This is a genomic window from Collinsella aerofaciens (assembly GCF_028206795.1).
GTDB classification, from domain to species: domain Bacteria; phylum Actinomycetota; class Coriobacteriia; order Coriobacteriales; family Coriobacteriaceae; genus Collinsella; species Collinsella aerofaciens_AX.
Window position 1 is genome coordinate 35,374 of sequence record NZ_JAQLFJ010000009.1, and the last position, 24,052, is coordinate 59,425.

Annotated in this window: 21 protein-coding genes; 2 read left to right on the plus strand and 19 right to left on the minus strand. The window is 58.8% G+C overall.

Annotated features, from left to right (window positions below; all coding sequences use genetic code 11):
- Positions 1-45: 45 nt before the first annotated feature.
- The 3 genes from dut to PMX70_RS07150 are packed head-to-tail and all read right to left on the minus strand — an operon-like array spanning position 46 to position 1,438.
- Positions 46-489 (minus strand): dUTP diphosphatase, encoded by a 444-nt coding sequence (gene dut / locus PMX70_RS07140; protein ID WP_271739214.1) that lies wholly within the window; start codon positions 487-489, stop codon positions 46-48.
- 4 nt (positions 490-493) lie between these two features.
- Entirely contained in the window at positions 494-937 is a 444-nt protein-coding gene (gene nrdR / locus PMX70_RS07145) for a transcriptional regulator NrdR (RefSeq protein WP_022093781.1), read from the minus strand.
- Positions 938-988: 51 nt separating this feature from the next.
- Positions 989-1,438 carry a LysM peptidoglycan-binding domain-containing protein gene (locus PMX70_RS07150; RefSeq protein ID WP_271743227.1) on the minus strand — a complete coding sequence of 150 codons (450 nt, stop codon included), beginning with the start codon at positions 1,436-1,438 and terminating at the stop codon, positions 989-991.
- A gap of 163 nt (positions 1,439-1,601) precedes the next feature.
- Between PMX70_RS07150 and lexA the strand changes: the two genes are divergently transcribed.
- On the plus strand, positions 1,602-2,246 hold the full coding sequence (gene lexA / locus PMX70_RS07155; RefSeq protein WP_040359862.1) for a transcriptional repressor LexA: 645 nt from the start codon (positions 1,602-1,604) through the stop codon (positions 2,244-2,246).
- The gene (locus PMX70_RS07160; protein ID WP_271739217.1) at positions 2,246-2,950 is read left to right on the plus strand and encodes a heparan-alpha-glucosaminide N-acetyltransferase; all 705 of its coding nucleotides are present in this window, start codon (positions 2,246-2,248) and stop codon (positions 2,948-2,950) included. Before lexA ends, PMX70_RS07160 begins: the two co-directional genes overlap by 1 nt.
- Here PMX70_RS07160 and hflX read toward each other — a convergent pair.
- The 16 genes from hflX to PMX70_RS07240 form a co-directional block, all read right to left on the minus strand.
- Positions 2,935-4,224, minus strand: a complete 1,290-nt coding sequence (gene hflX, locus PMX70_RS07165) for a GTPase HflX (RefSeq protein ID WP_195535605.1) — start codon at positions 4,222-4,224, stop codon at positions 2,935-2,937. The genes PMX70_RS07160 and hflX overlap by 16 nt on opposite strands.
- Positions 4,224-5,162: a tRNA (adenosine(37)-N6)-dimethylallyltransferase MiaA gene (gene miaA, locus PMX70_RS07170; RefSeq protein ID WP_271743228.1), complete on the minus strand. Its 939-nt coding sequence runs from the start codon at positions 5,160-5,162 to the stop codon at positions 4,224-4,226. The genes hflX and miaA overlap by 1 nt, the downstream gene beginning before the upstream one ends.
- A complete protein-coding gene (miaB, locus tag PMX70_RS07175) occupies positions 5,162-6,532 on the minus strand; it encodes a tRNA (N6-isopentenyl adenosine(37)-C2)-methylthiotransferase MiaB (protein ID WP_271743229.1) in 1,371 nt (456 codons plus the stop codon). Before miaB ends, miaA begins: the two co-directional genes overlap by 1 nt.
- Positions 6,533-6,577: 45 nt before the next feature.
- Positions 6,578-6,895 carry a stage V sporulation protein S gene (locus tag PMX70_RS07180; RefSeq protein ID WP_006235982.1) on the minus strand — a complete coding sequence of 106 codons (318 nt, stop codon included), beginning with the start codon at positions 6,893-6,895 and terminating at the stop codon, positions 6,578-6,580.
- A 74-nt stretch (positions 6,896-6,969) separates the two neighbouring features.
- Entirely contained in the window at positions 6,970-8,055 is a 1,086-nt protein-coding gene (locus PMX70_RS07185; protein ID WP_195535608.1) for an ATP-binding protein, read from the minus strand.
- A 1-nt stretch (position 8,056) separates the two neighbouring features.
- A complete protein-coding gene (gene rny / locus PMX70_RS07190; protein ID WP_089573375.1) occupies positions 8,057-9,607 on the minus strand; it encodes a ribonuclease Y in 1,551 nt (516 codons plus the stop codon).
- 257 nt (positions 9,608-9,864) lie between these two features.
- A complete protein-coding gene (locus tag PMX70_RS07195; RefSeq protein WP_117773512.1) occupies positions 9,865-10,557 on the minus strand; it encodes a regulatory protein RecX in 693 nt (230 codons plus the stop codon).
- 11 nt (positions 10,558-10,568) lie between these two features.
- Positions 10,569-11,717, minus strand: a complete 1,149-nt coding sequence (gene recA / locus PMX70_RS07200) for a recombinase RecA (RefSeq protein ID WP_022094695.1) — start codon at positions 11,715-11,717, stop codon at positions 10,569-10,571.
- Between the two features lie 257 nt (positions 11,718-11,974).
- Positions 11,975-12,505, minus strand: coding sequence for a CinA family protein (locus tag PMX70_RS07205; protein ID WP_117773513.1), 531 nt, complete (start codon positions 12,503-12,505; stop codon positions 11,975-11,977).
- A 12-nt stretch (positions 12,506-12,517) separates the two neighbouring features.
- The gene (pgsA, locus tag PMX70_RS07210; RefSeq protein ID WP_231500751.1) at positions 12,518-13,066 is read right to left on the minus strand and encodes a CDP-diacylglycerol--glycerol-3-phosphate 3-phosphatidyltransferase; all 549 of its coding nucleotides are present in this window, start codon (positions 13,064-13,066) and stop codon (positions 12,518-12,520) included.
- 99 nt (positions 13,067-13,165) lie between these two features.
- Positions 13,166-14,515 (minus strand): 30S ribosomal protein S12 methylthiotransferase RimO, encoded by a 1,350-nt coding sequence (rimO, locus tag PMX70_RS07215; protein ID WP_117773514.1) that lies wholly within the window; start codon positions 14,513-14,515, stop codon positions 13,166-13,168.
- A gap of 27 nt (positions 14,516-14,542) precedes the next feature.
- Positions 14,543-15,040: a YajQ family cyclic di-GMP-binding protein gene (locus PMX70_RS07220; RefSeq protein WP_117758513.1), complete on the minus strand. Its 498-nt coding sequence runs from the start codon at positions 15,038-15,040 to the stop codon at positions 14,543-14,545.
- Positions 15,041-15,066: 26 nt separating this feature from the next.
- Positions 15,067-16,578, minus strand: coding sequence for a helix-turn-helix domain-containing protein (locus tag PMX70_RS07225; protein ID WP_117773515.1), 1,512 nt, complete (start codon positions 16,576-16,578; stop codon positions 15,067-15,069).
- A complete protein-coding gene (locus PMX70_RS07230) occupies positions 16,578-19,355 on the minus strand; it encodes an FtsK/SpoIIIE family DNA translocase (RefSeq protein WP_231501558.1) in 2,778 nt (925 codons plus the stop codon). Before PMX70_RS07230 ends, PMX70_RS07225 begins: the two co-directional genes overlap by 1 nt.
- A 1-nt stretch (position 19,356) precedes the next feature.
- Positions 19,357-21,027 (minus strand): ribonuclease J, encoded by a 1,671-nt coding sequence (locus tag PMX70_RS07235; protein ID WP_117654800.1) that lies wholly within the window; start codon positions 21,025-21,027, stop codon positions 19,357-19,359.
- A gap of 640 nt (positions 21,028-21,667) precedes the next feature.
- Positions 21,668-23,914 carry a polyribonucleotide nucleotidyltransferase gene (locus PMX70_RS07240; RefSeq protein WP_117773517.1) on the minus strand — a complete coding sequence of 749 codons (2,247 nt, stop codon included), beginning with the start codon at positions 23,912-23,914 and terminating at the stop codon, positions 21,668-21,670.
- Positions 23,915-24,052: the final 138 nt, after the last annotated feature.

Genomic DNA, 24,052 nt, shown 5'->3' on the forward strand with positions numbered 1-24,052 from the left:
ATGGAATGATATAGGTAAGCCCCGGGCGGGAGGGATACGAGCGCCCTAGGCGATGCCGCTGGAGCCGAAGCCTCCTTTGCCTCGGTCGGTTTCGTCTAGTTCGTCTACCTCTATGAGGTTGACCGTGGGGACTTCTTGGATGACGAGTTGGGCTATGCGGTCGCCTTTTTTGATTTGGATGTTGTTCGTGGGGTCTAGGTTAATGAGGATGACCTTGAGTTCTCCTCGGTAGTGGGCGTCGATGAGGCCAGGCGTGTTGACTATAGAAAGTCCCTGCTTAATAGCTAGGCCGCTGCGAGGCTGGACGAAGCCGGCGTAGCCATCGGGCAGGGCGATGGCCAGCCCCGTAGAGACCAGACAGCGTTCGAAGGGCTTCAGGACGCAGTCCTCGTTGGAGCATAGATCCAAGCCGGCATCGGAGGGATGGGCGTATTTGGGAAGCTCGACGGTGGGGTCGAGACGCTTTATGTTGACGGTAATGTTAGACATGGAATCACCTCAGCTTGTCGAGCTCTTGCAGAAACTCATCGACGTCTTTGAAATCGCGGTAGACCGAGGCAAAGCGAATGTAGGCCACCTTGTCGATCTTGGCCAAGCGCTTGAGCACCATGTCACCCAACTCATGGGACGTGACGGCCGTCAGTGTGCGAGAGCGCAGCTCGACCTCGATGTCGTCGATAATCTCATTGAGCTTCTTAGTGTCGATATCGCGCTTGATGGTGGCGCGCATCAAGCCGACGAGCAGTTTATTGCGATCGAACCGCTGCTTGGTTCCGTCTGACTTAATGACCTCGATTGGGTCTTCACATCGCTCAAACGTTGTAAAGCGGTAGTTACACGAGCAACATTCGCGACGACGCTTAATGGTGTTATTTGACTCCTGCATACGGGAATCAACGACGCGGGTATGTGCCTTGCCGCATTTGGGACAGCGCATGGTACCTCCTCTTAAACGATAACAAGGGTACCATGCGCAGCGCGATAATGATTACGAACGAGCGGGAACCTTAAGATGCGCACCGGCGGCGAGCGAACCATGCTCCAGATGATTGACGTTACGGATCATATCGGAAGTCTCTTGCGTGGAAAGGCCTTCGATTGGATATTCCTCGGCAAGCGACCAAAGAGAATCGCCAGGCTGAACGCGAATAGTCTCGTAGGTAATGTTGGAAACGGACTCGGCATACGCAGCGTGACGAGCGTTAAAGACCGACGTAGCGAGGACAAAGAAGAGCGTAAACGCAACGGCAACGGCGACAATCGTCGAAACCTTCAGGGCAGCGCGGGCCGGCGCGACTACAGCCTGCTGATTGCGAGCAGGCTTTACGGTCAAAGGCTGAATACCGGAGCGGCCACCCTGAACAACCGTAAATGTGGGTTCTGCAGGCGTCTCGAGCTTAAGGGCGAGGTTACCCTGGACCATATTCGTTGCGTTCATCATGTTCTCCTCTCGCGTGTTTTGCTGAGAACAGTTTTATCAAGCCGCGCGGACAAAAATATCTAGCGCGAGAACGAATGTTCGGTTATTATTATCTTCGAACAGTTGTTCCTGTCAAGCAAAATTCGAACATTTGTTTGGCATGGGTAGAGAGGATGCCCTGATGGCTCGCAAAATTACCAAGCGTCAGCAGCAAATTTACGACTTCATCAAGGAATATCAGCAGGAGAAGGGTTATCCGCCCAGCGTGCGCGAAATGGCTTCTGCCGTGGGCCTTTCCTCCCCCAGCACCGTGCACGCCCATCTCTCTGCCCTGGAGGCGCGCGGGCTACTCAAGCGCGATGCCACCAAACCGCGCGCCCTGGAACTCTTTAACGAAGACGGTTCCTCTGTCTCAATTTCTAAATCTGACGAGCCCACCGCACCTCGCGGAACGGTCTCGCTACCGCTCGTTGGTCGCGTCGCGGCTGGGATTCCCATTCTGGCCGAGCAGAATATCGAAGACACGTTTACTATCCCGACCGAAATCGCCACTGATCAGGGTTCCTTTATCCTTGAGGTGCATGGGAGCTCAATGATCAATGTCGGCATCTTCAATGGCGATTACATCATCGTCCGTGAACAAAAGAGTGCCATGAACGGCGAAATTGTCGTGGCCATGATTGATGGTTCGGCGACCGTCAAGACGTTCTACAAGGAGCAGGGGCGTGTGCGCTTGCAGCCCGAGAACGACACCATGGAACCTATCTATGCAACGAATCCCGTTATCCTGGGCAAAGTCGTCGGCTTGATGCGCCGGTTCTCGTAATGCAAAAACGCATAACCATATTTGATACCGTCCGCGGGTTTACGATGATTTCTATGGCAGGTTTTCACGCTTGCTATGATCTCGCCTACCTGTACGGCTGGGATATGCCCTGGTTTACCCAGTCAGTCTTTCAAGACATCTGGCGCGCCAGCATCAGCTGGGTATTTTTGTTTATCGCCGGTTGGATGTGCACCCTTTCGCGCAACAATATCAAACGTGCCGCCAAATACGCCTTAGCAGCACTCGTTGTCTGGTTGGCAACAACACTTGTCTCAGTCGACGATTCGGTTAATTTTGGCATCATCTACTGCATGGCCGCATGCACCGGCATCGTAGCGTTGACCGATCCCGTCCTTAAGAAGATAACGGCGAGATGGGGCATGCCCCTATGCCTTATGTTGTTCGCAATCACCTGGAGCATCCCCAAAACGATCTACCCTGTCCCCTACCTGGCGTGGCTGGGATTTCCGAGCCCTGGGTTTATCTCAGGTGATTACTACCCCATCATCCCGTTTATCTTTATGTATCTTGCAGGATACTTCGCCGCACACATAGCGCAGGGAATCGATAAGACCGTCCCTAGCTGGGCCTACGCCAACCCCCTGCCGGCGCTCGCCAGCCTTGGACGCCATGCACTCCCCTTTTATCTACTGCATCAGCCCATCATTCTGGGCATTTTGAAGCTCATCTACTCGGTACGATAACGCTCAAGCCGCGGTGCAATACGAGCCGGCAGTTTCGCCACAATGCGAACGCCGTCCTCGAGATATTCCTCATGCAGAAGGGTTCCCTGCTCATGCACCAGCGTGATGAGAGCGCCCTCGCGATACGGAATATCAGCGGAGAGCAACACATCGGTGGCAGCTGCCTCGCGAGCAATACGGTCGACGAGATCGTCGAGTCCCTCACCCGTCTGGGCCGAGAACAGAACGGCTTCGGGATAACGACGACGGAAACTCAATCGATCGACGCTATCGAGAAGATCGATTTTATTGAATACGGTCAGCGTTAAACGCTCTCCGGCGCCGATCTCATCAAGCACGCGGTCGACAGCCTCCAGCTGCCGCTCATAGTCCTCGTCAGACGCATCTACGACTTTGAGAATTAGATCGGCACCCAACACCTCGGACAGCGTCGATTTAAAGGCATCGACCAGACCATGCGGCAGCTTTTGAATAAAGCCGACGGTATCGGTAATCGTCATGCCGCGACCGCCGGGCAGGCGATACGAACGCGTCGTAGGGTCGAGCGTAGCAAACAGCTTGTCCTGCGAAAGTACCGTAGAGCCGGTCAGACGATTAAGCAACGTCGATTTACCGGCATTGGTATAACCGGCTAACGCGACGCGAAACGCCGGTGACTCAATGCGGCTCTTGGATTGAACATCGCGACGCTGTTCAACCTGCTTGAGCTCACGACGAAGCGCAGCGATCTTATTACGAATGAGGCGACGGTCGACCTCGAGCTGACTTTCGCCCTGACCAAAACGTGAGCCGATGCCGCCGCGCGTCTGCTCCTTGGCGAGATGGCTCCACATGCCACGCAAGCGAGGCAACAAATATTGAAGCTGTGCCAGCTGTACCTGCAGGCGTCCCTCACGCGTCTGAGCATGCAGGCCAAAGATATCCAGGATCAGTGCTGTACGATCGATAATCTTTACCGGCTCGCCCACGGCTTTCTCCAAATAGGATTGCTGCGAGGGGGTCAGGTCGTCGTCAAAAATAACGACATCGGCATCCATGCGATGCACCAGGCCGCACAGCTCTTCAACCTTACCGGAACCGATAAACGATTTAGGATACGGCTTTACCAAACGCTGCGACAAGCGTGCCACGCTCTGGGCACCAGCTGTGTGGGCAAGACGCTCCAGCTCATCAAGCGAGCGATCGAGCGGCCATGCATTGTCGCGCCACTCAACACCAACTAAAATGGCACACTCGGGCTCGGGTGCCGTGGGAACAAGGGGGAAACGGGCCATTAGGCAGCCTCAATACGATGCAGGATATCCTCAACGACCTCATCGATCGTACATTCATCCATATCAAACCACACGATACGGTCATCGCGCTTAAACCACGAAAGCTGACGCTTGGCATAACGACGCGAACGCATCTTAATGAGTTCGCGAGCCTCATCCATGCTCATCACGCCATTGAAAGCATCGATGATCTCTTTATAGCCAATTGCCTGCATCGACGTCAGGGCATCACCCAGCCCCTGGTCCATAAGACCGCGGACCTCATCGACAAGACCCTGCTCAAACATCAGATCGACGCGCAGATTAATGCGCTCGTAGAGCACCTCGCGATTACGCGTCAGACCAAACCATAGGGCATGATAATGCTCGCGCGGAACACTAAACTGCGACTTTTGCTGCGCATAGGAGACGCCATCATCATGCATCTCGAGCGCACGAATCACACGGCGCACGTTATGGGGATGAATAACAGCAGCCGATTCTGGATCGCGCTCGGCAAGCAAGGCATGCAGTTCTTCCTCGCCAATACGCTCGGCAAGCTCCTGATAGCCCGCACGGCGATCGTCCTCAAGTTCACCCGAGGGAAAGTCCATCTCATCGAGGGCGGCCTTGAGATACAGCCCCGTACCTCCGCAAAAAACCGGCAGGCAACCCGAACCAAGGAGACGTTCAACATGCGCGCGAGCGTCAGCCTGATAAAGCGCAGCAGAATATGCCACACCCGGCTCTACAATGTCGACGAGACGCAGCGGCGCCGTGCACTCATCGGGCGTCATCTTTGCGGTACCGATGTCCATGCCACGATAGATTTGCATCGCATCGCACGACAGCACTTCGGACGAAAGACGAACTGCCAAACGGTCGGCAACATCACTCTTACCAACCGCCGTCGGACCGACAATCGCAACGGCGGAAAGACCTGCCCCGGGAGAAACCATTAGCGCGGCTCGCCCACAACGGAGCCGGACAAATACCAGGTCTTGGCAACGTCAACGTCAACATCAAGGATCTTACCAACAAGCTGATCGATGCTGTAACCCTCGGGGATAGGCGCATGCACGGTCTGATTCTTGGGACTCTTGCCCAGCAGGACCGCGTCGTTCTTTTTACTCGTTCCCTCAATGAGCGCCGGAACCACAGTATGAAGCTCACCCTGGTTATACTCGTGTGCCGTGGTCTCGATAACCTTAACCAGACGGTTGAAACGCTCGAGAATAACCTCATGCGGCGTAGGATCGTCAATCTCGGCGGCCGGGGTACCGGCGCGCTTGGAATAGATGAAGGTATAGGCCTGAGCATAGCGGACCGTCTCGGCAAGTGAGAGCGTCTGCTCAAAGTCTTCTTCAGTCTCACCCGGGAAGCCAACGATAATGTCGGTCGAGAGCGCGATATCGGGCATGCGGTTGCGAATGCGATCGACAAGGCCCAGATAGTACTCGCGTGTATAACGGCGATTCATCTCTTTGAGAATCCGCGTCGAACCTGACTGGACGGCCAAGTGCAGCTGCGGCATAACGGCAGGCGTCTCGGCCATGGCGTCGATGGTCTCGGGCAACAGGTCCTTGGGATGCGAAGACGTAAAGAAGATGCGCTCCACGCCCGTATCGCCCACGGCACGCAGCAGATCGGCAAAACGCGGCTTGCCAAACAGATCGCGACCATATGAGTTAACGTTTTGGCCCAGCAGCGTAATCTCACGCACGCCCTGGCGCACCAAACCGGTCACCTCGTCGACAATCTCCTCGAAGGGGCGGCTCTTTTCGCGACCGCGCACGTACGGCACGATGCAATAGGTGCAGAAATTATTGCAGCCCGTCATGATGGGCACCCAGGCGTGATACTGAGTCTCGCGATGCCACGGCATGCTCATGGCATCCGTATCCTCATGCTCATTGGTGCGGATATGACGCTTACCATCAAGAAACGCCTCGGCAATGAGCTCGGCCACATGTGCAATGGAATGCGTGCCAAAGATGACATTGACGTTATCGACGTTGGTGAGCAGGCCCTCGCCATCGCGCTGCGCGATGCAACCGCCAACGGCAACCACGCGCTTGCCCGAAGGCGAAGGCGGCAGGCTTTTGCAGGAATTGCACTGACCGTACAGGCGAGTATCGGCGGCCTCGCGCACGCAGCACGTCATGAAGACAACGATATCGGCATGCGCGGGATCGAGCGCCATGAGGCAGCCATACGAATCAAGCAGACCGCTCACACGCTCGGAGTCGTGCTGATTCATCTGGCAGCCAAATGTGCGGATAAAGTAGGTTTTACCGGCAAGAATATCGCGTACGGAACGCTGGTCCATGTGCATAAGTCCTAACGATGGGGAGCGAAACAAGGCAAGCAGAAGCTATGCCACAGGCTTAACATCATCCATGACGACGTTATCCATAGCAGCTCGATTGATCTGGTGAACGTAGATAGAAAGGCGGATGGCCGTGCGCGACTCCCCGTTAATGAGGATGTCGGAGAACACGGGCGCGCAGGAAATATCAAAACCGGTTGGAATCAAAAAACCGCGCGCGATAGCAACGGCCTTAATAGCCTGGTTGACGGCACCGGCGCCGACACACTGGATGTTGACGGGTACACCATCCTTGACCATGCCGGCGATGGCGCCGGCAACGGACGCGGGCGATGATTTGCTTGATACCTTCAGGCAATCCATGAAGAAACTCCTGCATTTAAAAGTACGTTTTAACTGCAATAACTGTATCGTACCGAGTGGACTCGGTAAAGGCACTATTCCTCTTTGGCAAGATCAAAGGTCACGGTGATTCGATCACGCGAAACACGGATCTTTGGGTCGCCGCAAAGGTTGAAATAGTACCGGGTGGCAAGGTCATTAAAGTCGCGTTCCACAGCGCGCGAAAACTGTGCCATGTCATCCTTGGCAATACGTAGCCCGCGACGATCCTTCGCGAGATCGACAGGAGCCGGCGCATGCGAGGACGAATCACGCTCGCGCAGCAGACGCGCGGTCACACCGCGAACGGGCTTAATCTGCCCTGCCAAAATGCGATGGGCCGTGCGCTCGGACATCTCAAGACCCAAACCCGAACAAATACGGATAAAGTCCTCGGCATCAGAAGCAAGGCCTAAACGATCGACAACCGGAAGCTCGCTCTCGTCATCAATGAACAGGAGACGAGACGTATCGAGCCGACTTGACGCTTGAGCATAAAGGGTCGCGGCAATCTCAGACGGAGAACCGAGATAGACATCGCAACCACGCAACTCCTCGAGCGCAAACTCACAAGCAGCGCGAATAATATTATGTGGACCGCGAGCGCAGACATAACGTCCGTCCTCATCCTTGACGGCCTGGGGCCAGCTGGACTGATCGGCACGCTCACTGAGGCGGTCGGCCGCAACGCTCACCTTGAAGGCTGAACCAAGATCGACGCCGGACGTGACCACACGGGCCTCGTCGGTGTTCTGCTTAATCGAAAACAATGCCATGCCACGACCGTGAACGCCCCAACGGTCCATCTTCATGCTCTCGAGCTTGGAGGTAACGCGGGCATCAAAGATTCGCTCTTGCATATCCTGCGGAACGCCAGAACCGTTATCCAGAAAGACAAGCGTGCGGACGCCATCTTCCTTGGTCGTGGCGAGATAGACCTTGTCGGCGCCGGCATCGCGAGCATTACGGAGCATTTCGATGACGATGTCCTCGACATGCTGAATGTCGTGCTTAGCCTGGCGCCGCTCGGCCTCCGAAACGCGGAGGCGGACATACCCCTCGCCAAGGTTCTCCTCGACGCGAAGGTTGCCCTCCCCCGACATCGACGCGATAAATGAGATGAGCTCGTTCGCGTCGCTCATGTTATTTAGCGATATCGACAGCGCGGCTCTCGCGAATCACGACGACGCGCACCTGACCGGGATACTCCATCTCTTCCTCGATCTGATGGGCGATATCGTGAGCCAGGACCGTGGACTGGGCATCGGAGATCTTGTCCGGCTGGACCATGACGTGGACCTCGCGACCGGCCTGCATGGCATAGGTACGTTCGACGCCGTCATGGGAGTTGGCGATCTCCTCGAGCTTCTCAAGACGCTTGATGTAGTTCTCGGCAGACTCGCGACGGGCACCGGGGCGAGAGGCAGAGACAGCATCGGCGGCCTGCACCAGGACATCGAGCACCGTGTTGGGGTCGACATCGGCATGGTGAGCCTCAATAGCGTGGACGATAACGGGCTTCTCGCCATAACGGCGGGCAAGCTCGGCGCCGATGACGGCATGCGGGCCCTCGACGTCGTGGTCGATTGCCTTGCCCAGGTCATGAAGCAGGCCGGCGCGCTTGGCGGTCACAACGTCCAGGCCAAGCTCGGAAGCCATCACGCCGCACAGATCAGAGACCTCGAGGGAATGCTGAAGCACGTTCTGACCAAACGAGGTACGGTAGCGCAGGGCACCAAGGGTCTTGACGATCTCGGGGTGCAGATCGTGGATGCCGGTATCGAAGGCAGCCTGCTCGCCAGCCTCGCGCACGCGCTGCTGAACCAGGTCGGCGGCCTTGTGATACATCTCCTCGATACGGGCAGGGTGAATGCGGCCGTCGGCGATGAGGTTCTCGAGGGCGACACGGGCGGTCTCACGACGGACCGGGTCGAAGCTCGAAAGAACGACGGTCTCGGGCGTGTCGTCGATCACGAGGTTGACGCCGGAAACCTGCTCGAAGGTCCGGATGTTGCGACCCTCGCGACCGATGATACGGCCCTTGAGGTCATCAGAGGGAATGTGCACGGAGGTAACGGTGACCTCGGCAGTGTGGTCGGCAGCGCAGCGCTGAATCGCCAGAGACAGAATCTCCTGGGCGGTCTTGTGGCACTCGGCGCGAACCTGCTGCTCGGACTCGCGAATGATCGTGGCGGCCTCGTGGGTGACCTCGCCGCGAACCTTATCGAGGAGCTCCTTGTGGGCGTCCTCGCGGGTAAGGTCGGCGATACGCTCGAGCTCGGAGGTCTGCTTTGCGCAGAGCTCCTCGAGCTCACGGGAGCGCTTCTCGACCTGACCGGCCTGGCTGGACAGCTGATGCTCGCGCTTGTCGAGAGCGTCGTTGCGGCGATCAAGGGATTCCTCGCGCTGCATCACGCGGTTCTCGAGCGTACGAATCTCGTTCTTACGCTGCTTGTCCTCGGCCTCGGCGGCCTGCTTGTTCTTGATGATCTCCTCTTTAGCCTCGAGCAGAGCCTCTTTTTTGAGGGTCTCGGCCTGACGCTTGGCATCACCGATCAGGGACTCAGCCTGTGCGTGTGCCGACTGGATTTTTTCGTCGGCCTCGTGAAGACTACCCTGCTTGGCGGTGCGCATGTAGGCAATGGCGGCGATGGCACCCAAAACGATGCCAACGAGCGCTGCGATGATAGGCATGCTCACTCCTTTTTATGGATTCGTTACACAACAAAGCGAACCGTCCTTACGAACGGCTCGCGACATTTGAGTAATATGGGCGCAGCTTATGCGGGTCGGATACAGATAAACATATAAACAAACTCATCACAGATGAGCACATATCACAAAGCAAATGACAGTGTTTATCGTACGTTGAACCACAACAACTGTCAAATAAATGGCCCCAGCACGGCGGCTAAAACGCGGTGAACGGCAGGGCCACAAAACGCATACGCCTAAACCGCACATTCCTCACGTTCGGCATCGAGACGTGCCTTAACGGCATCGGCGGCGATGTGATACGAGAAGCCCTTGCCCATCAAAAACCGAACCAGTTTTTCGAATCCGCGCGTCTCTGGAACACGCCGCTTGGCGAGCAGGGCTGACGCACGCGCCAAATCGTCTTCGACGGCAAAATAGTCCTCGGGATAACCGGGAATGTCATCGAGCACGACATGACGGCGCTTGAGCTCGGTCTCGATTTTACGCTGTCCCCAACCGCGCCGCTTGCGTTCCTCGATAAAGTACGAGCAAAAGCGGTTCTCGTCTAAAAAGCGATACTCGGTGGCGCGCTCGACGGCGAAATCGATCGCGGTCTGGTGAAAGCCGTAGCGAGCCAGCTTGTCACGGACCTCGCCCGTCGCATGGTCGCGTCGCGATAGCATCTCGGTCACCATGGTAAGTGCACATTTACGCTCGACGAGCTGCACCGCCTCACGAAAGTTGTCCCAATCACAGGGAAGATCGGGGCGGTTTTTGACATACAGGCGCGCGACCCGCGCGGGAATCCAAATGGACCGCTCAAAACCGCCCTCAAGCTCACAATCGATATGTGCGCAAGGCTTTTTGGACGCATACCCGCTCGAGAACGAGGAGGCCGCCTTCTTATCGGGAAAGACGACCGTGGCCTCGGTCACCGTATACGACATGAGCGTAACCGCTACTCGTCGTCATCATCGAGCATGGCGGAACCATCGATGGCGTAAAGCTCGTCAAACTCCTCAGGCGCAGGCTGATCGGTCAGCTCGACCTCGGATGGAGCATCGTCGTCAAACTCAAGCCCGCAGGCAAGGCGGACCTTATGCTCAATCTCGTCGGCGCAATCGGGGTGTTCGCGCAGGAACGCCTTGGCGGCCTCGCGACCGTTGCCGAGCTTGTCCTCGCCATAGGCAAACCAGGAGCCCATCTTCTTGCAGATGCCGCACTCGACAGCCATGTCCAGAATCGAGCCCTCCTTAGAGATGCCCGTACCGTACATGATGTCAAACTCAGCAGAACGGAACGGAGCTGCCACCTTGTTCTTAACGACCTTGGCGCGCACGCGGTTACCGATAACCTCATCCTTAAGCTTAATGCTGTCGATGCGGCGAATGTCGATACGCACCGAAGAGAAAAACTTAAGGGCGCGGCCGCCCGTCGTGGTCTCGGGGTTGCCGAACATGACGCCGATCTTCTCACGCAGTTGGTTAATGAAGATGCACGTCGTGTTGGACTTGGACAGCGAGCCGGCAAGCTTGCGGAGCGCCTGGCTCATCAGGCGAGCTTGCAAGCCGACCGTGGTATCGCCGATCTCTCCCTCGATCTCGGCACGCGGGGTCAGCGCGGCGACGGAGTCGACGACGATGGCATCGATGGCGCCGGAACGCACGAGCATGTCAACAATCTCGAGCGCCTGCTCACCCGTATCGGGCTGGGAAATCAGTACCTCGTCGATATCCACGCCAATGCGCGCGGCATACGTGGGATCGAGCGCGTGCTCGGCATCGATAAATGCCACCACGCCACCCATTGCCTGGGCCTCGGCCAGGATCTCGAGCGAAAGCGTCGTCTTACCGGAGGACTCAGGACCGTAAATCTCGACGATACGGCCGCGCGGCACACCGCCGATACCCAGAGCGGCATCGAGTGCCAGAGCGCCCGTGGGGATGGCCTCAACCTCAAGCTCGGGGCCGCCGTCACCATACCTCATGATGGAACCCTGGCCGAATTTCTTCTCGATCTCGGCCTTGGTGGTGGCGATCATCTCATCGCGCTCTTTACCCGTCGTGCGAGCATGAACGGTACGTACGGGACCTGAATTCTTGGCCATGAAAAGCCCTCCTCTTAACAACCTGCATCGATAATAAACGAACGGCTGTTCGTGGTCAACCGTTCAGATAAATCATATGCAGGCAGTCTTTCCAAAACCCAACCAAACGCCGACCAAATACTGACCAAATGCTTGACCACATAGGGCCAAATATAAGCAAGGAAGGCGAAAATAAACCTATGACCAGCAAAAACGCTGAATTTGTCAGAGGTCCCTATCTCCACAATTAAGGGGCCCTAAGGCCCCTTAAAACACGTCTATTCCATAGAGTTGAGCAAAAGGGCAATGCGTCCCAATGCCTCCGCGACCGCATGGGCACGAACACACGAACGGTCGCCCTCATAGTGGCAGCGCACAGAGTCCACGACCGGCACTTCCCCATCAGCCGCGCGATACGCCCAGCCAATATAGAAAGTGCCAGCCGGATCGTCCTCAGTGCCGCCGCCGGGGCCGGCATAACCCGTTGCGCTCACTGCAATATCGCTCTGGTACAGCTCCAGCGAACCCGCCGCCATCTCGCGCGCGGTCTGATGCGACACCGCGGTATAGCGGTCGAGCGTCTCCTGATCAACGCCCAAAACGCGATGCTTGATCTCATCGCAGTAGGTCACCGCACCGCCACGCAGCACCGCCGAGGCGCCCGGGATATCGGCAATCGTCGAGGCAATCATACCTGCTGTCAGCGACTCAGCCGTCGAAACCGTCACGCCCCGAGCGCTCGCGCGCTCGACAATATGACGCGCCAGCTCCTCGTTATGTGCGGAAATCTGCTCAAAAGAGTCCGTCATACCCACCAGGACCTAGACCGAAAAGACGATCTTGCGGCAGTTCCAGAAGTACTGGGCGCCCGAGATAACGGTCAGGACAACGGCAACGGCGTACAGGAAGCGCGACACCGAGTAGATGCCGAGCGTCAGCGCCAGCGGGCCAAGGTGCAAGCCGGCCATCGCAAAGACGCACAGGTAACCGCAGATGGAGACCATCGTGGTCGCCGTCTTGTACTTGCCAAGCTTATCGGCGGCAACGACCACGCCGGCGGCACTCGCGACCATGCGAAGGGCGCTCACCAGAAGCTCACGGAACAGGATAATGAACACGGACCACACGGTCACAGCGCCAAAATCCAAGAACAGCAGCAGAGCCGAGAACACCAGCAGCTTATCGGCGATGGGGTCCAAGAACTTACCGAAATCGGTAATCTCGTTGCGCGAGCGCGCCAGATAACCGTCGACCTTATCGGTGCACGACAGGATCACATACAGAATGAAGGCAGCGGCGGCGAGCGGGCCGTCGAAGGTGCTCCAATCTGTACCGGCAACACTCGTGTGAGAAAGCGCCGACACGATCATGAACACCGGGATAAAGACGATGCGAACGCACGTCACGATGTTGGCGGGCGTCCAAACACTCGTCAGTTCCTTATTGCTCTCGTTTGCCACGATGCTCTCCTACTCCACAACATGGCCGATAAGCTCATAGCAGAAGCTATCGGTAAACTCGACCGTCAGAATATCGCCCACGGACGCCTCGCTGGCGTCCAAGTGCACCGCGCCATCGGAATCGGGCGCCTGGAACCAAGCGTGGCCGATCAGCTCGGCGCCGTCCTCGGTCTCCTCGATGCCGTCGACAATCACCTGGGCGCGCTCGCCCACATGTGCGGCGGTGGCGGCAAAACCGAGCGACTCGGCCAGGTCCATGGCCTCCTGGGCGCGCTCGAGCTTGACCTCCTCATCGACCTGACCCTCCATCTTAGCGGCCAGGCTGCCCTCCTCCTGCGAGTAGGCAAAGACGCTCGTGTAGTCAAAGCCGACGGTGTCCATAAAGTCGATAAGGTCGCGGAACTCATCGTCGGTCTCGGTCGGGAAGCCGACCATGGCCGTGGAACGGATCACAATGCCGGGGATACGCTCACGCAGATCACGGAACAGGTCCTCGAGCTCCTGGCGCGAACCAGAACGGCGCATAGCCTTGAGGATGCGCGCGTCGCAGTGCTGCACGGGGATATCGATATAAGGCAGTACCTCGGGCGTATCGCGAATCGTATCGATAAGCTCGTCGGTCATGCCCTCGGGCTGCAGGTAGAGCACGCGGACCCAGACGTTGTGCGGGCGCACGGCCTCGGCGACGGCATGCAGCAGCTGCGCCAGATTGCGCGGCGAGCCATCGGTGACGTCTTCGTCGGCAAAGTCGGTGCCCCAAATACCCGTGTCCTGGCCGATCAGCACGATCTCTCGCACGCCACCGGCAACCAAGTCGCGCACCTCGGAAATAATGCTCTCGGCATTGCGCGAGTGATAACGACCGCGGATATACGGGATCATGCAGAAGCTACAGAAGCGGTTGCAGCCATCGGAGATCTTGACGTAGGCGACAGCGCCCTCGACGGTGCGCTTGACCTGCGGAATATAGGCGGCAATCTCACGCTCGACACCCAGCACGCCATCGATGACCGTCACAATGCCATCCTCCTCGTCGGCCTTCACAAAGGCAGCGACCTCGGGCAGCTCGTCAGGCAGGTCGTCGCCATAGCGCGACGGCACACAGCCGCACATGACGATGGGACAAGAACGAACGCCGTCCTGAACCTCGTTGGCGAGCTCGAGCGTGGTCTCGATGCTCTCGGACGTTGCGGAGGCGAGGAACGAGCATGTATTGACGATGGCGATATCGGCATCCTGTGGGTCGAATGCCTCCTCGTAGCCCGCGGCGGTCAAAAGAGAACGCATGCGGTCGGTGTCAACCTCGTTCTTAGCGCACCCGAGGGTGATGTAGAGCACGGAGCCCAACGGTGTATCCATGTTGGAGAGCAGTCCTTTCGAATGATATTAGCGGTAGTTGGTGAACTGCAGCGGCTGGCCGTAGTCCTGGTCGCGCAGGAACTGGATCACGGTCTGCAACGCGTCCTTCGAAGCAGAGGAAACACGCAGCTTGTCGGCCTCGATAGTCACCTTGACCTTGAGCTTTTGGTCCTTGATGTCCTTGTTGATCTTCTTGGCGGTCGTCTGGTCGATACCCTCGACGATATGGCCGAGCACGCGCACGGTGCCGCCCGATGCCGCCTGCGGAGCATCCCACGAGACAGCCTTGAGGTCGATGCCGCGCTTGATGAGCTTGGAGCTCAGCACGTCGATAATCTGCTTGGAGACAAAGTCGGCCGGGGCGTTGATCGTAAAGAGCTTGTCGCCCTTCGAAAGCTCGATCGTGGCGCCGGAATCCTTCAGGTCATAGCGCTGGGAAATCTCACGCGTGGTTTGCTGGAAGGCGTTGTCGACCTCTTGCATGTTGACCTCGGACACGACGTCGAAGCTGGAATCTTTAGCCATGATGTTTCCTTTCGCGTACGAGCGGCTTAGTAGCTATCGTACGAATAGTCGGTAGAATCGGTGGGCGTCTGGCCGTCAGTTGCGGTATCGGCGCCATCCGTGGATTGGGCATCGGTGCCGTCGGTGGTGTCGGCACCATCGGTGGTGTCGGTACCATCAGAACTTTCACCATTCTCGGAACCAGTCGTCTCCTTCTTGGGAACGGTGATCGTCACACGCGCCACGCCCGAGGTCTTGGTATCGTAACGGACCTTTTCGCCGTTCTTGGTAACGGTGACATCGGAAGGCTTGGACGTGGTGATCTCGATCGAGGACTCAGGCGTGTACTCCTGCTCAAAGGGGCCAGTCGCCTGGGCGCCATAGACCGACTTGCCATCGACCTTGACCTCAATCCAGGCGGTCTTTCCCTTGGCAACGGAGACCTTGACCTTCGTTACCTCGTTTTCTTCCTTTTTAGCCGTCGTCTTGGTGGCGTCCGAATCGGTCGACTCATCCGTCGCCTCATCGGTGTCCTCATCCTCGTCGACCGTTTCGGTCTTCTTAGAGGACTTCTTGGGCGTCGTCTTGGTAGCAGTGGGCGTCTCGGGCGTGGTCTCGGGCGTCGAAGATGCGCAGCCGCGCAGAAGTACCACGATGAGCACGATCAGCAGCAACGCCACGGCACCGATGCCGGCGTAGACGATACGCGGATCGAGACCGTTGTTTTGAGGAGTACGGGAACCGCCGCGTCCACGACTGGAACTGCTGCGGCCGCCTCCCTGAGGCATACGACCACGATTGCTGTCGGAACGGCCGCGATAGCCACCCTGGCCCTGAAGGCTGCGCTGACCCGAGCGGGGCGCAAGTTCACCGCGGCCTTGATAGCCACGCTGGCACGCACGTGGAGCCGAAGAGCGCTGGCCATACGGCTGTGATTGAGAGCGAAGACGCGGCGTCACCTGCGTGGCATCGGCGTCCGCATAGCCACTGCGAGAACGTCCGGTGGAGATACCACGGTGACCGCGATCGGAATAGCCGCCGTCGCCGTAGCCGGCACGAGGGTCACGCGCCACGCCGCGGGCAGCGGGAAGTGCACGGTCCTCGGGCATCGGCGTACTGCGGAACCGGTCACGCTGTGAGCGAATCTCCTCGCCCGAACCCGTCTCGGTAATATAGCCAGCCTGCTGCGGACGCTGACCATAACGCGTTGAGCGACCACCCTGAACCATCAAGAAGCGCCCATTATCCACCGAGGAACGTGAATTGACATAGCCGGCGGCGTCCTGAAAACGACCGCCCTGCTGCGACGTCTCGCGCTCGTATGCCATCAGCTCGTCAAAGTAGGCATTGACGACCTCGCGCGGATTGAGGCCCAAAAAGCGAGCATAGCTCGAAATCATGCCCTGCGCATAGCCGCGCGGCGGCATCGAAGCAAAGTTACCGGTCTCGAAAAACTCGATGATCTGCGGCCTGATTTTGATGGTGTTGGCGACCTGCTGAATGGAAAGGCCCATTCGGCGACGCTGCTCGAGCAGCATGTCACCAAAGCGTGCAGCCATCAGAATCCTCCAAACTCACGATCTTCACGTGCCATCTCGGCGTCGACAGATTCCAGCGCGGCAAGCCCCTCCTCGTCCAACAGGACCTCGCGCGGCTTGGAACCGTCGGGCGGGCCGACGACACCCTTTTCTTCCAGCATGTCCATAATACGCCCGGCACGCGCATAGCCAACCTTCAGACGACGTTGCAGGCCAGATGTGGAGCCAAGCTGCGATTCCACCACAATATGGGCGGCTTCCCAAATGAGCGGATCATCGTCTTGCGGCTCGGCTACTCCGGTGCGGACAATGCCGCCGCCACCAGCCATGGACATGGAAGCGGGCGCCACGGCGGACAGAATCTCCTCGTGGTAGTCGGGCTCACTCTGCGACTTGACGAACTCGACAATCTCGTTGATCTCATCATCCGAGACAAAGCAGCCCTGGATACGGCGGGGCTTGCCCCAGTCGACCTTGGAGAACAACATGTCGCCCAAACCGGTGAGCTTCTCGGCGCCCATCTGGTCGATGATGACGCGCGAGTCGATGCCCGTGGCGACGTTAAAGGCGATACGGTTGGTGATGTTGGCCTTAATGAGGCCCGTCACCACGTTGGAGCTGGGGCGCTGCGTGGCAACGATAAGGTGAATACCGGCGGCACGGCCCAGCTGTGCAATACGCACGATCGAGGCCTCGACATCCTTACCGGCGACCATCATCAGGTCAGAGAGCTCGTCAATGATAATGACAAGGTAGGGCATCTTTTGCGGCGGATTGTCGTAATGCTCAAACTCGCCAGCAGCCTGCTTTTCGTTGTAGGTCGAGATCTTACGCACGTTGAGACGCTCGAAGACCTTCAGGCGACGCTCCATCTCGGACACAGCCCATTGCAGAGCGCTCGCGGCCTGCTTGGGCTCGGTCACCACGGGCACATAGAGATGCGGCAGACCGTTATAGCCCGCAAGCTCGACGCGCTTGGGGTCGACCATGATCAGGCGAACGTCCTCGGGAAGGGCGCGCATGAGCAAGGTCGTGATGATGGAGTTGATCATCACCGACTTACCAGAACCGGTCGTACCGGCAATCAACAGGTGAGGCATCTTGGCGAGGTCGGCGACAACCGGCGTGCCCTCGGCGTCGCGGCCGATGGCGAGCTCGAGCGGACCGCCCTTCACATAGGGCAGCACGTCGCCCAGATTGACGTTCTGGCGCTTGCGGTTGGGAATCTCGATACCAACGAGAGAGGTGCCGGGGATCGGGGCAAAGATACGAACCGACTGGGCGGCGAGCGAAAGCGCAATATCGTCCTCGAGGCTCGAAATCTTGCTCACGCGCTCGCCCTCGCCAGGTTGCAGCTTAAAGGTCGTCACCGTGGGGCCGGCGATCCAGCCGACCACGCGGGCACTGCGGCCAAACTCAAGCAAGGTGGATTGCAGTGACTCAGCGGTCTGCTCCAGCTCCTTATCCGAAGACGCGGCAGAAGCCGACTGCGGGTTGGCATGTAGGATTTCGAGCGGCGGAAGCTTGAGGCCGTCCTCTTCTTCGCCCTCGTTATCTGCGGCGCCGCCGTCCGCTCCCCCATCACGAGCCGCAGCCGATTCGACAGCACTCGTGGCAGGCGCATCGGCAACCTTGGGATGCTTTAAGAAGTCGGGAATCTGAGGTGCGGCCGAAACAGGGTTCACGGCAAACGGCGGCTCGGACTCGTCAACCTTGTCCGGATCGTCCTCCATCGAAAGCTGTCCGGTGACCTGGCCGCGCTTTGCATGGCGACGCGGCAGCAAAGTTGTCTTTGCGGTCTCAATCGGAGCCTCGTCGTCCTCGTCATCGCCCTCGGTGAGCTCAATCTCGCTATCGGACCAAGACGGGTCGGGCTCACTCGTATTGAGCTTGGGAACCGTCTTGCCCTTCTTGGCATGACGGCGCGGCAGCAGCGTGGTCTTGGCCCGCTCGGCTTCAACCGACTCGGATACGTCGACAAACGGGTCATCGTCCTCGTCGTCATCCAAAACCGGGTCGACATCGCCACCCATGACCGTGGTCACCGCGGCGTCAGTCCCCTTCTGGCGCAAAATGCTCAGGTGCGGACGAGCGACGCCGGGAACAGACAGGGCCTCTTCATCGCCCCACGGGCTCGCATTGACATCGGCACGTCGACGCTCGGCAAAATCGGCAGCGCGATCGCGTGCGGAGCGCAAAACGCCACCCACCGAAAAGCCGATAATGACCAAACCAACGACGACAAGCCCCAGCAAGACAACCATGGCGATAGGTTTACCCAAGGCGTTTTGCAAGGCACTTGCGATAAAGGCGCCAATGTAGCCGCCCGACACGGAAAGGTTCTGCGGCGTAAACATAAGGTCGCACGAATCGCTCGTGCCCGGCACCATCAGCGAAAGAATGGAGACGACGGCGATAAAGACCAAGGCGCCGCCCGCAACAGAGCGCACGTTGAGCGGCGAGTCCTCACCCAAAAAGAGCGTGGCGGCAAACAGCAAGATGACGATCGGCAGCACATAGGCGCCCAGACCAAAGCCCAGGTGGTAGAAACCGGCAACCGCAGCCGTCACGGGCGCTGTTGCCGGAGAGATCACGGCAATGAAGGACGCGATCGCCAAAACGGCGATGACCACACCGGCGATATCGCGATTGGCCGAAGGCTCGACCAGGGGCTCAAACTCATCAAACTCGGACTCGTGGCCCTTATTGGCACGCAGATGGGAACCGGCACCCTTAGCAGATGCCGGTTGGTTATTGGCCTTATTGCCTTTGGCGTTTTGTGCAGATCCGCGCGCCAAACTAAACCTCCATGACGACCGGGATGATCATCGGACGGGTGCGCGTACGGCTCCAGATAAAGTTAGAGAGCGAATCGCGCACGGCCTTGCGAATGGCATCGGAACCGCTGCTGGTAAAGCTAAACTTACCCTTCTCGATCGTCTTCATAATGGACGCGGAGGCATCCTCGGAGAACTGGTCGTCGATGGCAAACGAGACGCCGCGGCCCGAGAACTCGATGGCCTCGATCTTCTTGTGTTTGAGGGAGACGATGGCAACGGCCGTGACCATACCGTCGTTGGCGAGCTTCTGGCGATCGCGCAGGACGATGGGGTCGGTATCGCCGATACGCAGGCCGTCGACGTAAACGACACCGGACTCGACGGGCGTACCGCGCTTGACGATACCACCGCGCATCTCGAGCGTGTCGCCGTTATCGAGGATAAAGATATGATCGTCCTTGATGCCCATCTTGCGGGCCAGCTGCGCATGGGCGCGCAGATGCACGGCCTCACCGTGAACCGGCATAAAGTACGTGGGCTTGGCCATGGCCATCAGGAGCTTGAGCTCCTCCTGGCTACCGTGACCCGAGACGTGGACGAGAGCGCGGTTCTTATCCCACACGTCGCAGCCGAGCTTGGCCAGGCTGTTGACGACCTGCTGGACGGCCTTCTCGTTGCCAGGAACAGGAGTTGCCGAAAGGATAACGGTATCGCCCTCGTGGATGGAGAGCGTCTTGTGCTCGCCATTGGCCATGCGGGACAGGGCCGACAGCGGCTCGCCCTGCGAACCGGTGCACATGACGACAATCTTATCGTCGGGCAGGTTATCGATATCGAAGGCATCGATGATATCGGCGTCATCGATGTTGAGGTAGCCCAGCTCACGCGCCACGCGGGTGTTCGTGAGCATGGAGCGACCGGTCACAACGACCTTACGGCCGCACTTGCGGGCGGCATCGCAGATCTGCTGCAGACGATGGATGTGGCTCGAGAACGACGCGACGAACACGCGACCCGGGGCGTTCTTGATGGCGTGCAACAGGTTGGGACCAACCTCGGCCTCGGACTTGGTAAAGCCGGGAACCGTGGCATTGGTGGAGTCGGAAAGCAGCAGGTCGATGCCCTGCTTGGCAAAGCGGCTGATAGCGGCATAGTCGGGCGTAACGCCATCGATGGGCGTCTGGTCGAGCTTAAAGTCGCCGGTGTGCATAACGGTGCCCTGATTGGTGCGGATGAACACGCCCAGAGCGCCGGGGATGGAGTGCGTCATCGAGAAGAAGTCGAGCGAGATGCCGCCGAGGTTGACATGGCTGCCGCCCTTGACCTCGCGGAACTTGGGTGCGCGGATGCGGAACTCAGAAAGCTTGCCCTCGATAAAGCCAAGCGTCAGCTTGCTCGAGAAGATGGGCACCTTGTTGTTGAGGTCCTGCAGCAGGTACGGAAGCGAACCGGTGTGGTCCTCGTGGCCGTGAGTAACGATGATACCGCGGAGCTTCTCCTCGTTCTCCAGAACATAGGTGTAGTCGGGAAGCACCAGGTCGATACCGGGTTGGGAGTCATCCGGGAACATAAGACCGGCGTCGACGAGCACCATGTCGTCGCCGCACTCGAAGACCGTCATGTTCTTGCCGATGCCATCAAGGCCGCCGAGCGGGATGATCTTCAAGGGAGATGATTTTTTAGCTGCCATAGGTTAGTGTGGTTTCCTTTCTTCGAAACGGGTCTGGAACAACCGACGGGGCGCTTCTGGCAAACCGACCGTCGGGAACGTACAAACATGCATCGCAGAGTCGATGCAATAACTACAGTATGATACCCATTTGCACAACAACAGACCACCCATGCATCAAAGCCCCATCTGAACTGGTCTATCCCGCCGGTTTCCCGTGGGGCGGGCACTGATGAAGTTTCCTGCTCTACAGTCCTGCTCACGACGGAGGCCACATTAAGTGGCCTCCTGTTCGTGCGGAACTCGCGATAAACTTCATCAGTGCCCGCCCCACGGGAAACCGGCCAATAAGGGACAGGTTAATTTTGGTCGATTTTATCTGGGGAAATGCTGCAGCGTCTATCTACAAATCCGAAATCTGACTACTGAATAGACTGTCTAACTAAATTGCGAGCGGCACTAACCAGTCCTTTTGCTTGCGCCCGGGAGGGCCGCATATGAAGTTTATCGCGAGTTCCGCACGCAAAGGAAAGCACTTAATGTGCTTTCCGTCTTGCGCAGGACTGTAGAGCAGGAAATTTCATATGCGGCCCTCCCGGGCGCAAGCAAAAGGGCGACCCCTGTCCGGAGTCGCCCTTGCGGTGCTGCTTATGTACGGCTGTTACTCGGCGTCGTGGTGACGGCGGGGCTTGCGGCCTCCGTTGTCGCCGGGACGGCGCGGACGGTCGCTGCGCTCGGAGCGCTCGCGACGCGGACGCTCACGACGCTGGAAGTGCTCGCCGTCGCCCTCGGAGGTACCCTCGGCGCGAGCCGGAGCCTCGGGCTTGTCAAGACGATCGAGCGAGATCTTGCCGCGATCGTCGACCTCAATGACGACGACCTTGACCTCGTCGCCCACGTTAAGGACATCCTCGACCTTCTCCACGCGGCCCTTGGCGACGCGGGAGATGTGCAGCAGGCCGTCCTTGCCGGGCAGCAGGTTGACGAAGGCACCGAAGGGCTGGATGGAGACCACACGACCGGTGTACTCCTCGCCCGGCTCGGGAACCTTGATGATGAGCTTGATACGCTCGACAGCCTGATCGACGGACTCGCCGGTGCCGCCGACAAAGACGGTGCCGTCCTCCTGGATGTCGACCGAAGCGCCGGTCTCGTCCTGGATGCCGCGGATGACCTTACCGCCGGAACCGATGACGTCGCGAATCTTGTCAGTCGGAACCTGGATGGAGACGATACGCGGAGCGGTGCTGCGCGTGGTGTGGCGCGGCTCGGGGATCACATCGAGCATCTTCTGCAGGATGAAGGCGCGACCCTCCTTGGCCTGCTGCAGGGCGCGGGCCAAGATGTCAAAGGTAAGACCAGTGGCCTTGTTGTCCATCTGCAGAGCGGTAATGCCCTCGGTGGTGCCGGTGACCTTAAAGTCCATGTCGCCAAGGAAGTCCTCGAGACCCTGGATGTCGGACAGGACCACGGTCTTGCCCTCCTCCTGGATCAGGCCCATGGCGATACCGGAGACCGGGCGCTTAATGGGCACGCCGCCGTCCATAAGGGCGAGCGTGGAGCCGCAGGTCGAAGCCATCGAAGAGGAGCCGTTGGACTCCATGACCTCGGAGACGACGCGGATGGCGTAGGGGAACTCGTTCTCGTCGGGGAGCACCGGAAGCAAAGCGCGCTCAGCCAGGTTGCCGTGGCCGATCTCGCGGCGCTTGGGGCTGCCCATGCGGCCGGTCTCGCCGGTGCAGAACGGCGGGAAGTTGTAGTGGTGCATGTAGCGCTTGCCCTCGGTGGGCTCGATGGTATCCAGACGCTGGCCCTCGTTGAGCATACCGAGCGACAGGACGGAAAGCACCTGGGTCTGGCCACGCTGGAACAGACCGGAGCCGTGAACGAGCGGCAGGTAGTTATCCTTCACCATGATGGGGCGAATCTCATCGGCGGCACGGCCGTCGACGCGCTCGCCGGTCTCGACGACCATGGTACGCATAGCCTTCTTCTCGAGCTTCTTGAGCGCCACGGGAATCTCGCGCTCCCAAGCGGACTGCTCCTCCTCGGTGAACTCGGCACGGATGGACTCCTTCAGAGCCTCGACCTTACCGATACGGGAGAGCTTGTCGGCGTCGCGAAGGGCGGCTGCCATCTCGTCGTAGTGGGCGAAGATGCGCTCCTGGACCTCCTCGACGGGCTGGTCGAGCGGGTACTCCTTCTTGACGATGGCGCCGTTGACCTGCTCCCACTCGGCGACAAACTCGTCCTGAGCCTGGCAGAAGGCAGCAAGGGCCTCCTGGCCAAACTTCATGGCGGCGAGCATGTCGTCCTCGGAGATCTCCTCGGCGCCGGCCTCGACCATCGAGATGAAGTCGGCGGAGCCACCCAGCTCCAGGTCCAGATCGGAGTTCTCGCGCTCCTCATAGGTGGGGTTGACGATAAACTCGCCGGTCTCCACGTTGCGGCCGATGCGCACGCAGGCAAGCGGACCCTCGAAGGGCACGCCGCCGAGCGTCATGGCCAGGGAGGCACCCATGACGTTGATGACGTCGAAGGGGTTGACCTGGTCGGCGACGAGCGAGGTGGCGACAATGTGCACCTCGTTGCGGAAGCCGTCCGGGAAGCTCGGGCGAATCGGACGGTCAATCATGCGCGCGGTGAGCGTGGCCTTCTCGCTGGGACGGCCCTCACGCTTGAGGTAACCACCCGGGATGCGGCCGGCTGCGTACATCTTCTCGTTGAAGTCGACGGTCAGCGGGAAGAAGTCGTAGTTCTTGCGCTCCTTGGAGACAACCACGGTGTCGAGCATCGTGGTGTCGCCCTGCTTGACCAGGCAGGCGCCGGTGGCCTGCTTGGCAAGCTCGCCGGACTCAAAGGTGTAGGTCTTGCCGTACAGCTCAAAGGTCTTGGATACGAGTGTCATTGTTCTCCTTTACCCCACAGGCCCCTTGCCTGTGGGCTTCTCATGTGACGCGGGCCCCCTGCCCCCGCCACGCTTCAGAGCGTGATTGTTCGCGCCCTTACACAAAAAGAGCGCCCCGCTGCGCAGGACGCTCTTAGC

Bases quoted from the DNA above. Each gene is read 5' to 3' on its own strand.
- dut (WP_271739214.1), bottom strand. From the start codon at position 489: ATGTCTAACATTACCGTCAACATAAAGCGTCTCGACCCCACCGTCGAG.
- nrdR (WP_022093781.1), bottom strand. From the start codon at position 937: ATGCGCTGTCCCAAATGCGGCAAGGCACATACCCGCGTCGTTGATTCC.
- PMX70_RS07150 (WP_271743227.1), bottom strand. From the start codon at position 1,438: ATGAACGCAACGAATATGGTCCAGGGTAACCTCGCCCTTAAGCTCGAG.
- lexA (WP_040359862.1), top strand. From the start codon at position 1,602: ATGGCTCGCAAAATTACCAAGCGTCAGCAGCAAATTTACGACTTCATC.
- PMX70_RS07160 (WP_271739217.1), top strand. From the start codon at position 2,246: ATGCAAAAACGCATAACCATATTTGATACCGTCCGCGGGTTTACGATG.
- hflX (WP_195535605.1), bottom strand. From the start codon at position 4,224: ATGGCCCGTTTCCCCCTTGTTCCCACGGCACCCGAGCCCGAGTGTGCC.
- miaA (WP_271743228.1), bottom strand. From the start codon at position 5,162: ATGGTTTCTCCCGGGGCAGGTCTTTCCGCCGTTGCGATTGTCGGTCCG.
- miaB (WP_271743229.1), bottom strand. From the start codon at position 6,532: ATGGACCAGCGTTCCGTACGCGATATTCTTGCCGGTAAAACCTACTTT.
- PMX70_RS07180 (WP_006235982.1), bottom strand. From the start codon at position 6,895: ATGGATTGCCTGAAGGTATCAAGCAAATCATCGCCCGCGTCCGTTGCC.
- PMX70_RS07185 (WP_195535608.1), bottom strand. From the start codon at position 8,055: ATGAGCGACGCGAACGAGCTCATCTCATTTATCGCGTCGATGTCGGGG.
- rny (WP_089573375.1), bottom strand. From the start codon at position 9,607: ATGCCTATCATCGCAGCGCTCGTTGGCATCGTTTTGGGTGCCATCGCC.
- PMX70_RS07195 (WP_117773512.1), bottom strand. From the start codon at position 10,557: ATGTCGTATACGGTGACCGAGGCCACGGTCGTCTTTCCCGATAAGAAG.
- recA (WP_022094695.1), bottom strand. From the start codon at position 11,717: ATGGCCAAGAATTCAGGTCCCGTACGTACCGTTCATGCTCGCACGACG.
- PMX70_RS07205 (WP_117773513.1), bottom strand. From the start codon at position 12,505: ATGACGGACTCTTTTGAGCAGATTTCCGCACATAACGAGGAGCTGGCG.
- pgsA (WP_231500751.1), bottom strand. From the start codon at position 13,066: ATGATCGTGTCGGCGCTTTCTCACACGAGTGTTGCCGGTACAGATTGG.
- rimO (WP_117773514.1), bottom strand. From the start codon at position 14,515: ATGGATACACCGTTGGGCTCCGTGCTCTACATCACCCTCGGGTGCGCT.
- PMX70_RS07220 (WP_117758513.1), bottom strand. From the start codon at position 15,040: ATGGCTAAAGATTCCAGCTTCGACGTCGTGTCCGAGGTCAACATGCAA.
- PMX70_RS07225 (WP_117773515.1), bottom strand. From the start codon at position 16,578: ATGGCTGCACGCTTTGGTGACATGCTGCTCGAGCAGCGTCGCCGAATG.
- PMX70_RS07235 (WP_117654800.1), bottom strand. From the start codon at position 21,027: ATGGCAGCTAAAAAATCATCTCCCTTGAAGATCATCCCGCTCGGCGGC.
- PMX70_RS07240 (WP_117773517.1), bottom strand. From the start codon at position 23,914: ATGACACTCGTATCCAAGACCTTTGAGCTGTACGGCAAGACCTACACC.